General features: G+C 70.4%; 14 protein-coding genes and 1 tRNA gene. 9 read left to right on the forward strand and 6 right to left on the reverse strand.

From position 1 onward, the window contains the following. The first annotated feature begins 35 nt into the window (after positions 1-35). Positions 36-111, forward strand: a tRNA-Arg gene (locus Pme01_RS27255). Between the two features lie 108 nt (positions 112-219). Here Pme01_RS27255 and Pme01_RS27260 read toward each other — a convergent pair. The 3 genes from Pme01_RS27260 to Pme01_RS27270 form a co-directional block, all read right to left on the reverse strand. Then, a complete protein-coding gene (locus Pme01_RS27260; protein WP_203935902.1) occupies positions 220-459 on the reverse strand; it encodes a hypothetical protein in 240 nt (79 codons plus the stop codon). A 305-nt stretch (positions 460-764) separates the two neighbouring features. Next, complete coding sequence (locus tag Pme01_RS27265) at positions 765-1,343, reverse strand: TIGR03086 family metal-binding protein (protein WP_168117784.1); 579 nt, start codon at positions 1,341-1,343, stop codon at positions 765-767. Between the two features lie 82 nt (positions 1,344-1,425). Then, complete coding sequence (locus tag Pme01_RS27270; RefSeq protein ID WP_239088498.1) at positions 1,426-3,591, reverse strand: amylo-alpha-1,6-glucosidase; 2,166 nt, start codon at positions 3,589-3,591, stop codon at positions 1,426-1,428. 298 nt (positions 3,592-3,889) lie between these two features. Here Pme01_RS27270 and Pme01_RS27275 point away from each other — a divergent pair, with 298 nt between their 5' ends. The 4 genes from Pme01_RS27275 to Pme01_RS27290 all read left to right on the forward strand — a co-directional run bounded on the left by Pme01_RS27275 (position 3,890) and on the right by Pme01_RS27290 (position 7,418). Continuing rightward, entirely contained in the window at positions 3,890-5,128 is a 1,239-nt protein-coding gene (locus tag Pme01_RS27275) for an MFS transporter (RefSeq protein WP_168117822.1), read from the forward strand. Between the two features lie 125 nt (positions 5,129-5,253). Then, on the forward strand, positions 5,254-5,712 hold the full coding sequence (locus Pme01_RS27280; RefSeq protein WP_168117782.1) for a hypothetical protein: 459 nt from the start codon (positions 5,254-5,256) through the stop codon (positions 5,710-5,712). Positions 5,713-5,754: 42 nt separating this feature from the next. Beyond that, complete coding sequence (locus Pme01_RS27285; protein ID WP_168117781.1) at positions 5,755-5,910, forward strand: hypothetical protein; 156 nt, start codon at positions 5,755-5,757, stop codon at positions 5,908-5,910. A 62-nt stretch (positions 5,911-5,972) separates the two neighbouring features. Beyond that, positions 5,973-7,418 (forward strand): GGDEF domain-containing protein, encoded by a 1,446-nt coding sequence (locus Pme01_RS27290; protein ID WP_168117780.1) that lies wholly within the window; start codon positions 5,973-5,975, stop codon positions 7,416-7,418. Between the two features lie 24 nt (positions 7,419-7,442). Here Pme01_RS27290 and Pme01_RS27295 read toward each other — a convergent pair whose 3' ends face one another. Further along, complete coding sequence (locus Pme01_RS27295; RefSeq protein ID WP_168117779.1) at positions 7,443-7,787, reverse strand: TraR/DksA family transcriptional regulator; 345 nt, start codon at positions 7,785-7,787, stop codon at positions 7,443-7,445. Then, the gene (locus Pme01_RS27300) at positions 7,784-8,278 is read right to left on the reverse strand and encodes a universal stress protein (RefSeq protein WP_168117778.1); all 495 of its coding nucleotides are present in this window, start codon (positions 8,276-8,278) and stop codon (positions 7,784-7,786) included. The genes Pme01_RS27295 and Pme01_RS27300 overlap by 4 nt, the downstream gene beginning before the upstream one ends. Positions 8,279-8,374: 96 nt before the next feature. Between Pme01_RS27300 and Pme01_RS27305 the strand changes: the two genes are divergently transcribed. Beyond that, on the forward strand, positions 8,375-9,064 hold the full coding sequence (locus Pme01_RS27305; RefSeq protein ID WP_168117777.1) for a DsbA family oxidoreductase: 690 nt from the start codon (positions 8,375-8,377) through the stop codon (positions 9,062-9,064). 68 nt (positions 9,065-9,132) lie between these two features. Here the strand turns inward: Pme01_RS27305 and Pme01_RS27310 are convergent, their stop codons facing one another. Continuing rightward, entirely contained in the window at positions 9,133-10,011 is an 879-nt protein-coding gene (locus Pme01_RS27310; protein WP_168117776.1) for a helix-turn-helix domain-containing protein, read from the reverse strand. 105 nt (positions 10,012-10,116) lie between these two features. On the opposite strand from Pme01_RS27310, the gene Pme01_RS27315 reads away from it, so the two are divergent. From Pme01_RS27315 to Pme01_RS27325, 3 genes are all read left to right on the forward strand, one after another. Further along, the gene (locus Pme01_RS27315; protein ID WP_168117775.1) at positions 10,117-10,548 is read left to right on the forward strand and encodes a protein-tyrosine phosphatase family protein; all 432 of its coding nucleotides are present in this window, start codon (positions 10,117-10,119) and stop codon (positions 10,546-10,548) included. Between the two features lie 99 nt (positions 10,549-10,647). Beyond that, positions 10,648-11,766, forward strand: a complete 1,119-nt coding sequence (locus tag Pme01_RS27320) for an endo-1,4-beta-xylanase (RefSeq protein WP_168117774.1) — start codon at positions 10,648-10,650, stop codon at positions 11,764-11,766. A gap of 77 nt (positions 11,767-11,843) precedes the next feature. Further along, positions 11,844-12,278, forward strand: coding sequence for a hypothetical protein (locus Pme01_RS27325; RefSeq protein ID WP_168117773.1), 435 nt, complete (start codon positions 11,844-11,846; stop codon positions 12,276-12,278). The last annotated feature ends 49 nt before the right edge of the window (positions 12,279-12,327 follow it).

A 12,327-nucleotide genomic window follows, 5' to 3' on the forward strand; every position in this document is an offset into this window, starting at 1 on the left:
GCTGATAGCCGCTGGCAGGTACCCTAGTGCCCGTCGCCCTCGTAGCTCAGGGGATAGAGCAACGGTTTCCTAAACCGTGTGTCGCAGGTTCGAATCCTGCCGGGGGCACCAGACAAATCAACCGAGTTGACCGTAGCCGGTGTGAAACGCGACGGCGGCCCGCCTGCGACGCCGCTAGCGCGCGGGGTGGACATCGCGGGCGAGCCGCCGACCCTGGGCTCAGTTGGTGGAGCTGCTGCTGGGAGTGGAATCGCGGTTCCCGCCGCGGTGACCCCCGTCTGCGCCGCCCGGGGTGATGGTCTTCAGGTCGGCGCTGACGTCGTACCTGATCTGGCTGCCGGACTTGGTGCCGAAGACGTCGTAGGAGCCGTCGGGGTCTTTTTGTACCTTGGCGACGGTGATCGAGGAGTCCTTGGCCTTGATCGCGTCGGTGACCTTAGTCAGCTCGTCCCCGGTCACCGGAGTGTCGGCGGACCCGCCGTTGCCGGAGCCGGTAGCTGCGGATGAGGCGCTGGGAGCGGATGTTCCCGTGGCGGCGTTCGCGAGGGCGGGGAAGCCGAGAACAAGTGCTGCCGCCGCCGCGGCGAGTCCAATCTTCGTGCGAGACAAGTTTCGTTTCTTTCGGAGGGCGTACCGGCGGTTTCACCGGCCTTGCTTGTCTCCGGAGCGTCGCTGTCCCGCTTGTGCGTCCGCTGTCAAGGACCTGACTTCTGCCTACGATCTACGTCCCACCCCGGGCGCAACCGGTTGAGGGGCAAGGTGAGTCATCCGTTCCGGTCACGCTGGTGTCCGAGAAGGTGCGCGAGCCGTTCCGTCGCAGAGCCGTTCCCGGTCCCGGCGACAGGGGCGTCGTACATGACGCCGCGTAGCCGGTCCGGAATCACCGACGCGGCGTACGTGAGGCAGCGGTCGGCGATGCCCGCGGGCGCATCGTGCGGTTGCCCGGTCGCCACGGCCAGGTCCCATCCGTGTGTGACGGTTTCCACGGTGAAGCCGCGTGCCGCCTCCAACGCCGAGCACGGTCCCCACGGCGCGTTGACCTGGTCATCGGTGACCAGCTGCGACCAGGCACGACGGACCGAGGTCGCCAAGGCCGCGTACGTCATGGCCAGTTCGTCGTCGGGCACCTCGGTGACCACGTGTGGAATGCCCTTCGTGGAGACGCGTTGTGCGGTGCCCAGCCCGCGTTGTGCGGTGCCCAGGAGGTGTCCCATGAGGTGGCGGACCGTGAAGTCCTTACACGGAGTCCGGGCGTCGAGTTGCCCAGTCCGGGTCGCCGCCATCAACTCGCTCACCCAGGCGAGAGCGTCGAAGTAGTCCTGTCGTTGCTGTGTGAAGGTCACGATCACGAGGGTAGGAGTGATCGATGACAGTGCATCGAGGTGACCCGGGTATGACGACTACACGTGCCTGGCCGTCTTCGGGTCAGGTGGCCCTTCGTACCTGGCCGGTGCGTCCGACGGCCTCGATGTCCCAGCGGGTACCGAACGCCTTCAGGCCGAGGAGCTCGGTGTGGCCCCACGACTCCGGGATGTCGGGGTCGACGGTGAGCTGACCGTCGCGCGGTTCGACTCCGAGCATCGTGCGTTTGAACAGCAGCGCCGCGCAGGAAGACCAGGCCTGCGGGCTGCAGGCGGTCGGGTAGGCGACGGGCACGCCGGTGTCCGCGCGGGGGTACCCGCAGATCGCCTCGGGTAGGCGTTCGTCGAAGTAGGTCGCGGCGTCGGTCATGGCCTGCGCCAGGAGGCGCGCGTGGTCACGGTAGCCGTAGCGGGTCATGCCGGCCGCGATGATCGAGTTGTCGTGCGGCCAGACCGTGCCGCGGTGGTAGCCGATCGGGTTGTATCCGGCGTCGGTGGTGGCCATGGTCCGGACGCCCCAGCCGGAGAACAGCTGATCGGACATGAGCTGGTCGACCACGACTCCGGCGCGGTCCTCGGGGACGATGCCCGACCACAGCAGGTGCCCCATGTCTGAGGTCATGGCGTCGATCGGCCGTTTGTCGCCGTCGAGACCGAGGGCGTAGTAGCCACCGCGGGCGTCGAGCCAGAACCGTTCGTTGAACCGCTCCCGGAGGTGCTCGGCCTCGCCGCGAAGCCGGCGTGCGAGCGCCGGGTTGTCGAGCGGCCCGTCGGCGAGTTCGGCCATACGGATCTTGGCGTCGTAGACGTAGCCCTGGATCTCGCAGGTGGCGATCGGCAGCGGCGGCATCCCGCCGTCGGCGTACAGCACACCGTCCCACGAGTCACGCCAGCACTGGTTGCCCAGCCCTTCCCGGGAGCGGGTCTGGTACTCCACGAAGCCGTCGCCGTCGCGGTCGCCGTAGTGGTCGATCCAGTCCAGCGCGGCCATGGCGTTGCCGTACAGCTGGCGTACCAGCTCGTCGTCGAGGGTCCAGCGCCAGTACTCCGACAGGAGGATCAGCCACAGCGGGGTGGCGTCGGCCGTGCCGTAATACGGGTTGTGCGGGCGCAGGCCGAGCTGCGTCAGCTCGCCGGTGCGCACCTCGTGCAGGATCTTGCCTGGCTCCTCGTCGTGGAGATCGCTGCAACCGGTGCCCTGGTAGTCCGCCAGGGTGATCAACGCGCCCTTGGCGAGTGCGGGACCGAACAGCAGCGTCTGGTAGGCGGTGATGATGGTGTCGCGGCCGAACAGGGTGAGGAACCACGGCAGTCCGGCGGCCGGCAGCATCACGTCCTTGTCGCCGACCCGCATCATGATCCGCAGCGCCGTCAGGTCCCGCGCCGTCTGCTCCATGACCCGCTCGATGTGGTGGGAGTCGCTGCGGCACCGAGCCAGGTTGTCGCGCCACTCGATCACCGGGTCCCGTGACCCGCCCGTCGCCGAGCCCGGCCGGCGCTGCGGCGGGGCGATCTCGTCGTCGCCCGACGGCAGCGGCACCCACAGGTCACACTTCCACTTCCCGTGTACCGGTAGATCAAGGTCCCAGACCAGGACGTCGCCGTCGAGCCGGTCGGCCGCCGGCACGGCCTGTACCTCGGTGCGAACGGCGAAGATGTCGTTGCGGTAGCGCAGGCACAGCCCTGACCCGTCGGGGGCGTGCTCGTGCCTGATCTGCGCCGACCGGTCCCGTACCCGTTCCTTGATCTCGAACAGATCGGCGAAGTCGCTGCCGACCGCCAGCCGTACGGTCAGGCGAATCGCCTGGTCGGTGTGGTTGGTCACCTCGACGCACTCGCCGACGCCGTGGCCGATGGCCCGCTCACGGCGGACGTCGATCGCGTCGGCTGGTAGCCCTGGCAGCGGGGGATTGGTCAGGAAGAAAAGGGCGTGGAAGTGCTCGGCGAGGTGGGATCCCATTCCGAGCAGGCGGGCGTCGTTGATGGTCAGCACCCACTCGTCCAGATATCGGGTGTCGGCGTGCACCAGACCGCCCACCGACCCCTTCGGTATGTCGCCGACCGCGTCGGAGTACATGAAGGTCCGGCCTTCCATCACGGCCAGCGCGCCGCAGCCCAGTTCCGGCGGCAGGGTTCGCAGTTCGGACTCCAGCCGGCCGAACTCGTCCACGATGCCCGGGTGCGGATCGGCCGGCGTTGGCCGGTGTCGATCCGCGACAAACGAGATCAACCTGTGCTCCTGCGACGAATCGTTGACTATTACCTTGTCTGAGACGCTTATCAACGATTCGGCCGCCGCCCTCACCCGTTGCGGGTGGTTCCCCAGTTGCGCGATCACCACCCGCCCCGACGGGCAGTCCGCCCGGGTGGCCGCACCGGACCCGAATTCGCGCGACGCCCACTGTCGCCAGGTGCCGGACGGGTGCCAACCGGGCGGGCTCGGGTCTACCACTTGAGCGCAGCGCTTGTCCTCCGATCGGAGGACGCGGAACAACCGCGTCATCTCGGGGGGCATCCGCGTGCGACCGATGTTCGGAGCGCTGCGTCAGTACAACTACCGGCTGTGGGCAACGGCCGACCTGATCTCCATCACGGGTACCTGGATGCAGGTTCTGGGCGTCAACTGGTACCTGCTGCAGACGACCGGGTCGGCGGCGAAGATGGGCCTCGGCATCCTGCTCCAGTCGTTGCCGGTGCTGCTGCTGGGCCCGTACGCGGGGGCGCTGGCCGACCGGATCCGTCCGCGCCCGCTGCTGGTGGTCAGCCAACTCGTACACGCGGGGCTGGGCGCCGCGCTCGCGGTCGTCGTCCTCGCCGGCTCCCACGCCATCTGGCCGGTGTACCTGATCTCGTTCCTCGGCGGCGTCGTCTCCGCCATCGACGGGCCGGCGCTCGGCCGGTTCGGGTCGATGGTCGTCGGGCCGGAGTCGCTGGGCAACGCGCTCGCGCTCGGTTCGCTGATCAATTCGACCGGTCGCATCGTCGGCATGAGCATCGGCGGAGTACTTGTCGCCGCCGCCGGGGCGGGACCTCTGTTCGCCGCCAACGCCGTGAGCTTCCTCGCCGTCGTCGCGGCCCTGCTGCTGATGCGTCCGCGTGAGTGGCACAGGCTCGCCGGTTCGTCGGACGCTCCCGCCACCGAACGCGGCGTACGCGCCGGCTTCGCCTACCTGCTGCGCCAGCCGGTCGTCCTGGTCACGCTCGCGCTGTCGCGGGTACTCGGCATGCTAGGCCGGAACTACCAGGTCACGATGGCCGCCATGAGCGCGGGACCCCTGCACGCCGGAGGGGCCGGGTACGGACTGCTGTCGACGGTGTTCGCCGTCGGGACCGTACTCGGGGCGCTCGTCGCCGCCCAGCGTCCGAGGCTGTCCCACCGGCTGCTGCTCGGGGCGGGGGCGCTCGCCAGCGCACTGCAGGTGGTCTCCGGGCTGGCCCCGAGCCTGATGACTTTCGCCGCCGTGCTCCTGCCGATCGCCTCGGCCGCGGTCGTCATCGACACGACCGTCGCGGCGCGGGTCCAACTCGACACCCGCGAGGATATGCGTGGCCGGGTGGTGGCGGCGATGGGAAGCGTCGGGTCGCTGTCCGGCATGGCTGGTGCACCCCTGCTCGGCTGGGTGTCGGAGAGCATGGGGCCGCGTACGGCGCTGGTCCTCGCCGGCGCCGCGTGCCTGGTCGCCTGCGCCGTCGCGGGCGCGCTGCTGGTACGCCTCACCACCCCGGGCCGAGCCGTGAAAACGGCGTCGGCGTTCAGCGCGGCGTGACCACGGTCGCTCGCATCCGCCCATCCCCGGCGCCGGATGCGAGCGCTCCGCCGTTCCCTTCAGATACCCACGCCCCCGGTCGATGTAACACCGGGCGACAAACCCGGAAAGAGGTAGCCAGGACCGTGGACGACACTGTGCGCCGGGAGCGTCCGGCGACCTACGACGTCGATGTCGACCAGACGCAGGTGATTCCCCGCGTCACGACCGGTATCGGGCCCAAGCGCCGTCGCGGTTGGCGCCTGCCCGGCGCGCTGCTGCTGGTTGCGGGTACCGCGATGGTGGCCACCGTCCTGGGGGTGGCGGCGGTGCACTCGACGTCCGCCGCGTCCGCTGCCAGGTTCGTCACGCCGCCGGCGGAAGCCGGTGCCACGGTGGACCCGGAGCAGGCCGCCGACCAGGCCGTGCAACCTGACCCGGCGCCGAGCGCTGAGCCGGCCACGGTACCGGCACCGGCCGTCGACGCCCACACGCCCGAACCGACGGCGGATCCGGGCGTACACCTCAACGACGGGCTGAGCGAGCACGACCCCGGCCAGCCCAAGCAGCCGACGCACTCGCCGGAGCCGGCCTCGAACGGATGACCGGTCACCCCGCTCGGCGACGCCATCCACAACTTGACCCCGATGGGCGGTACCGGCGCCGACACCGCCCTGCGTGACGCCGAGCGGGCCGCGTCCGCCAACCCGGTCACCAGGGGCGATGTTCCGCGCCGCGTCCTGCGTACGGCCGATGCGGTACCCGCCGTCAAGCGACGGATGTTCGCCGACCTGGGTAGCTGAGCCGACCCCGGTTGTCCTCACGTCCGCCGGGTACGGGCCGATGGCAGAACGTGGGCTCTGTCATGCGGAGCCGGTTGATCACCGGCTGCTACGTTGTCGCGTCGCTGTTCGCGACCGTGGCGTACCCCGCGCTGCCCGTAACGGCCCGTCCGACCGTGTACCTCCTGGCCGCGTTGTGTCCGCTGCTACCGGTCGCCGGCTGCCTCCCGCGCACCCCGAGACCGTACCGCCGGGCGCTGTGGTTGATCGTGTCCGCGCTGAGTGTGATCGGCGCCGGAAACCTGATCAACGCCGTTGCGATCGCGAACACCGGTGCCCGCAGCGGAGTGGCCCAGTTGATCGTCACCGTCGGGCACGTCCTCATGCTGCTCAGCGCCTTGCAGTTGGTGAGGCAGCGGGGGCGCGACGACGTGGGCGGGATCATCGACATGACCGTGGTCGCGATCGCCACCGTCGGCGTGCTGTGGGCCATCGCGCTCCAACCGCGCCTGGAGTCGGTCGGCGCGCGGGTCGGTGGTCAGGCGTCGCTGATGGTTATCACCCTGTCTCTCGGCGGGATCCTCGGTGCGCTGGTGCGACTGGAGGTCAGGAGCCGGCGACCGCTCCTGGCACTGCGGCTGTTCATGGTCGTGCTGCTGCTGGCCGTCGTGGGCAACCTCGGTCTCGCGCTGACCGGCAGCTTCGTGGCCGTCTACCGGCCCGCCTGGCTCGACATGGTCTTCCTGCTGTCGTACCTGACCCTCGGCGCCGCGGCGTCGCACCGGTCGATGGTGACGCTGCTGTCTCCCGGGCCGACCTCGCAGGACCGGCTCAGCCGGCTGCACCTGGTCTTCCTCGGCCTGGCGCTGGGGATCAACCCGGTGGTGGCCGGCGTGCAGCAGGTACTGGGCCGGCCGGTGGACGCGCTGGTACCGGCCATCGGTACGACCGCCATCGTGCCGCTGGTGATGGTGCGGATCGGCTGGCTGTCGGCGCAGCGACTGCGGGCCGAGCGGGCGCTCAGTCATCAGGCGACCCACGACCCGCTGACCGGCCTGCCCAATCGCGCGGAGTTCCTGACCCGGTTGACCGCCGCGCTGAGCGCCGAACCCGGCGCGACGCGGCCGCCCGTACTGCTCTTCTGCGACCTCGACGGGTTCAAGGCGGTCAACGACCGGTTCGGCCACGTCGTCGGCGACGAACTGCTCCACCAGGTCGGAAGCCGCCTGGCCCGGTGTCTGCGCGAGGGGGACACGCTGGCCCGGTACGGCGGGGACGAGTTCGTCATCCTGTGCCCGGCGGCCGCCACCCCGGCCGTGGTCGACCGGATCTGCCAGCGAATCGAGCAGGCGCTCTCCGCGCCGTTCGAACTCGGCGGCGAGGCGGTCACCATCGGCGTCAGCGTGGGGGCGGTGACGGCCGTACCCGGTATGGACGCGGACGCGATCATCCGGCGCGCCGACGAGGCGATGTACCTCGCGAAGCGCAACCGGGCCGCCGGGGCCCACCTCTCGCTCCGGGTCGCGTGACCTTCAGGATCATGGGAAGGGCGCTCAGCGGCTCGCGCAGGCGATGCAGGTCCGTGCCGCCGGGCGCGCCGCCAGTCGCTCGGGCGCGATCGGCTGCCCGCAGCGCTCGCAGCGGCCGTACGTACCCTCACCGAGCCGCTCGATCGCCCGGTCCAGATCGTCGAGGCGCTGCCGGGCGCGGGTGAGCAGGGCCGCGACCTGGGCCCGCTCGAACGCGATCGTCGCTCCCTCGGGGTCGTGCTCGTCGTCCGTGGCCACCGAGGTCGACGCCTCGATGATCCCGCGCAGGTCCCCGGTCAGCGCCTCGATCTGGGCCGCGGTGCTCGCCCGCTCCGAGGCGAGCAGGCTGTGGAGGTCCGTTGTCGTCATCGCTTCCCTTCCGGTGTCTGGCCACGGACCACCATCACCGGGCAGGGCGCCCGGCGGATGACGTCCTGCGACGTGCTTCCCAACAGCAGCTCGCTCAGGGCGCGGTGGCCGTGGGTACCGATGACGATCGCCGGGCTGTCGTACTCACGGGCCAGGCGGATGAGGGTGTCCGCCACGGTCACGTCGTCGGCGACGACCAGGCTCTCCGCATCGAGACCCACCTGTCTGGCCAGGGCCTTGCCGTGCTGGGCCGTGCGCTGCGCGGCCTCGTACATCGCCCGGTCGAGCTCGAACCCGGTACGGATGTCGAGGACGGCCGGCGGCGGCTCGAAACCCCGGATGGGCAGGGTCGCCAACTCGAAGGCGCGGCCCGCCTCCCAGACCACGACGACGAGCACCGGGTGCGGGGCGAGGACGGGGGCCGCTTCGCGCAGGGCACGCTCGGAGGCGGGCGTACCGTCGAAGCCGACGATGATCGGGCGAGCGTTCATGGCAATTGTCACGTTACGCCTGATCACTCCGGCCCACCCTGGACGCCGCTCCTCCCTCCGCTATTGTTGAGGCTTCAACAACTTGGAGTGCCTTGCATGATCACCGTTCAGATCTGGTCCGACGTCGTCTGCCCGTGGTGCTACATCGGCAAGCGCCGCATCGAGCGCGCCCTGGCCGACTTCGAGCAGCCCGTCGACATCGTGTGGCGCAGTTTCCAGCTCGACCCCGAGGCGCCGGTGCGCGAGGACGGCGGCTTCGCCGAGTCGTTCGCGGCGCGCAAGGGGCTGGAGGTCGGACAGGTCCGGTCGATGTTCGGGCACGTCACCGAGGTGGCCGCGGGCGAGGGGCTGGCGTACGACTTCGACCGGGTCCACGGCGCCAACACGTTCGACGCGCACCGGTTGCTGCACCTGGCCGCAGCCCGGGGTAAGCAGGGTGAGCTCAAGGAGCGGCTGCTGCGGGCGTACTTCACCGAGGGCGAGTGGATCGGTGACCAGGCGGTGCTGGCGCGGCTCGCGTCCGACGTGGGCCTCGACGAGGCCGAGGCCCGGCGCGCCCTGGAGGACGGGGAGTACGCCGACGAGGTGCGCGCCGACATCCAGTCCGCGCGATCGCTCGGCATCAGCGGCGTGCCGTTCTTCGTCTTCGACCGGACGTTCGGGGTGTCGGGCGCCCAGCCGGTGGAGGTGTTCACCCGCGCGCTGGAGGCGGCGCGGGACGCGTCCACAGTGGACTCCTCCGGCGCCGCCGGCCAGGCGTGCGACGACGACAGCTGCGCCGTCTGACCGGTGCCATGTCGGACGCTGCCGGACAGCATCGGACGATCTCGGTCATTCATGCGCGCATGAATGACCTATTCGTTCGCGCATAACGCCGGATTCCCCAGATACCGCTCGACGTCCGAGGCCAGCGACCGGAGGTATCGAACCGACTCGACGTCGGGGAGCGCGACATCGCGCAGCGCCGTGAACAGGGTCGCATACCGCTGGAGATCCTCCGGCGTCGCGAAGTACGACTCCGCGGTCGGGGACTCGACGCACACCACGGAGGGGCTGTCCGGCGCCCGGAAGTCGTACAGCGTGAAGCCGACCGGTGAGAACGTGGCGGACGGCCTGCCGAGCGGTATGACGCGCAGGTCGAGCCGCGGCAGCCGCTGCGCCCGGATCGCCAGCGAGAGGATCTGGTCGCGGATCAGGTCCACCGGCGCGGCGGCGAGCAGCAGGGCCCGGGCGTCGAGGACGACGTCGTACTGCGGCCCGTTCGCGGTCGTGAGGATCTCCTGGTGGCGCATCCGGCCTTCCGCGACGGCGTCGGGGTCGTCCCCGCCGGCCGCATTGATGACCGACCGGGCGTACTCGCGGGTCTGCAGCAGGTCGGGCAGCACGACCGGTTGGTGGTGACGGATCCGGGCCGTCACCGGCTGCGGCGCCGCAGCCGTCGACCGGGGAGACGGTGCGCCGCCGGTACGGACGATCCAGGCGCCCTCGCCGCTGTCGGCCGCCGTCGCGGCCAGCAGTTCGGCCCGGACATCGCCGCCCACGCCGTACAGGTCGATCAGGCCGGCGACGTCGTTCACGGTGATGCGGTGCACGCCGCCCTCGATCCGGGACACCTTGGACTGGGACCAGCCGAGCGCGCGGGCCACCTGCTCGCCGGACAGGCCGGCCGTCCCCCGGAGGCGACGTAGCTCCGCGCCGGTGCGTACCCGTCGACCAGTAGCGTCCGGCGGCACGGCGCCCTCCCTTTACCCATGCGTGCATGAAACAGCAAAGGCTAGCAGCGCAATAGGTCGAAAGAGGGCAAATTGCCGTTGCCGCGCCGGACTACGGTCATCGTCATGACTGACGCGTGGGACAACGGGCCGGGCGTCCTGCGACTGCCGTCGGGCCGGCTCATCCGGGGCCGAGGGCTGCGCCGGCCGCTGCCGGCTGGGCAGTTGCCGACGTACGGGCTGTACCTGCTCGGCAAGGAGCCGCCGGCGGTGCCCTGGCGTGCCCGGTGGCTGCGCTGGCGGGACTTCTCGCTGCCGGCCGATCGCCTCGACGCCGTCGACGCGCTGCGGGAGGCGTGGCGCCTGGCCGAGACCGAGCGCGTCGAGGTCGCGTGTGGTGGCGGGCGGGGACGGACCGGCACCGCGCTCGCCTGCCTCGCGGTGCTGGACGGGGCGCCGGCTACGGAGGCGGTCGCCTTCGTCCGCGAGCACTACGACCGGCGCGCGGTCGAGACACCGGGGCAGCGTCGATACGTCGCCCGCTTCGCCCCGGACTGACCGAGCCTCGAATATCGGCTCTTGCGAATCTCGGTCACCCGACGGATCCTTACCGGAAACCTTCCGGAATTGTTCGGGGTCTATCGAGAGGGCATCCGCATGAAGATGAGGCGCTTCGCCGCGGTTGGCGCCATGGCGGCAGCGGTCCTGCTCACCTTCCAGCTTCCCGGCGCATCCGCCGGACAGCTGGGCCGCGGTGACCAGGCGCAGCCGGTCGACCAGTCGTTACGCGCCCTGGGTAACCGGCATGACCTGCGAATCGGTACCGCCGTGGACATGGCGGCGCTGGCGAGCGACACCACCTACCGCGAGCGCATCGCGAAGGAGTTCTCCACGGTCACGCCGGAGAACGTCATGAAGTGGGAAACGATCGAGCCGAGCCCTGGAAGTTTCGACTTCTCGGCCGCCGACCAGCTCGTCAACTTCGCCCGGCAGAACGGCCAGCAGGTCCGGGGCCACACCCTGCTCTGGCACAACCAGCTGCCCACGTGGCTCACGGACGGGGTGGCCAACGGTTCGATCACGGCCGACCGCCTGCGCACGATCCTGCGCGACCACATCTTCGCCGAGGCGGGTCACTTCCGCGGCAAGATCTGGCAGTGGGACGTGGTGAACGAGGCGATCAACGATGACGGCACCATGCGCGACACGATCTGGCTGCAGAAGCTCGGACCCGGCTACATCGCCGACGCCTTCCGCTGGGCGCACCAGGCCGACCCGCACGCGCTGCTGTTCTACAACGACTACAACATCGAGTTCACCGGTGCGAAGCACGACACGGCGGTCGCCCTGGTCAAGTCGTTGAAGGCCCAGGGCGTACCGATCCACGGCGTCGGGCTGCAGGGCCACCTCGGGCTGCAGTACGGCCTGCCGGACGCGCCGACGCTGGCCGCCAACCTCAAGCACTTCACCGACACCGGCCTGGCCGTGGCATGGACCGAGGTCGACGTCCGGATGCCGCTGCCGAACGACGTCTACAAGAGCCAGGCGCAGGCGCAGGGGTACAGCATCGTGGCGCAGGCCTGCCTGCTCAACCCGCGCTGCCTGTCGCTGACCGTCTGGGGATACACCGACAAGTACTCGTGGATCCCCGGCTGGTTCACCGACCCGCCGCAGGGCGCGGCCAACCTTCTCGACGAGAACTACCAGGCCAAGCCGGCGTACCAGGCGATGCGTACGGTGCTCGCGCTGTCGACCGGCCCGCACAAGCGTTCCTGAGTCGTCGGTGGGCGGCGTGCCCGTCGGGGCGCGCCGCCCACGCATATGTCGACCCCGACCGGGTAGGCCCGGCCGCCGTGATCAGATGGCACCCCGTGCTGGCCGGGTTGACGCTCGTCGTGGGTACCGGACTCTCGGCCGGCGTCGTCCTGTGGCCCGCTCCCCGGATCGCGCCCGCGCCGGTACCGCTGGCCGCGAACCGGGGACCCGTCGTGCCGGTACCGGTATCGACGCATGGCCCCTGGCCCGGCCCGTCGGCCTCGTGGGCCGACGAGAGCAGAGCAGAAGAGAGCAGAGCCGAAGAGAGCAGAGCCGAAGGGAGCCGGGCCGATGCGGCGTGGCGGGCGCGGGAGGCCGCGTTGACCGCGGAGCTGCGCCGGTTGGACGGGAGCGGGAACGTCGACCTGGCGTTGACCGTTGTGGACCGGAACGCCGGCCGGATCTTCAGTTACCGGGATCGTCCGCGGTGCTCTGGCCTTCAGGCCGGGGGTGAAGCGGACCCTCCCGCGTAGCGGGGCAGGCAAAGCCGATCCGCCGCCAAGGCGGATAGGCGTCGGGACC

It is taken from the genome of Planosporangium mesophilum, assembly GCF_016863255.1.
In the GTDB taxonomy this organism is placed as follows: Bacteria; Actinomycetota; Actinomycetes; order Mycobacteriales; family Micromonosporaceae; genus Planosporangium; species Planosporangium mesophilum.

Coding starts and splice junctions, on each gene's coding strand:
- Pme01_RS27285 (WP_168117781.1), top strand. CDS start 5,755: ATGGGCGGTACCGGCGCCGACACCGCCCTGCGTGACGCCGAGCGGGCC.
- Pme01_RS27320 (WP_168117774.1), top strand. CDS start 10,648: ATGAAGATGAGGCGCTTCGCCGCGGTTGGCGCCATGGCGGCAGCGGTC.
- Pme01_RS27275 (WP_168117822.1), top strand. CDS start 3,890: ATGTTCGGAGCGCTGCGTCAGTACAACTACCGGCTGTGGGCAACGGCC.
- Pme01_RS27295 (WP_168117779.1), bottom strand. CDS start 7,787: ATGACGACAACGGACCTCCACAGCCTGCTCGCCTCGGAGCGGGCGAGC.
- Pme01_RS27290 (WP_168117780.1), top strand. CDS start 5,973: ATGCGGAGCCGGTTGATCACCGGCTGCTACGTTGTCGCGTCGCTGTTC.
- Pme01_RS27300 (WP_168117778.1), bottom strand. CDS start 8,278: ATGAACGCTCGCCCGATCATCGTCGGCTTCGACGGTACGCCCGCCTCC.
- Pme01_RS27315 (WP_168117775.1), top strand. CDS start 10,117: ATGACTGACGCGTGGGACAACGGGCCGGGCGTCCTGCGACTGCCGTCG.
- Pme01_RS27305 (WP_168117777.1), top strand. CDS start 8,375: ATGATCACCGTTCAGATCTGGTCCGACGTCGTCTGCCCGTGGTGCTAC.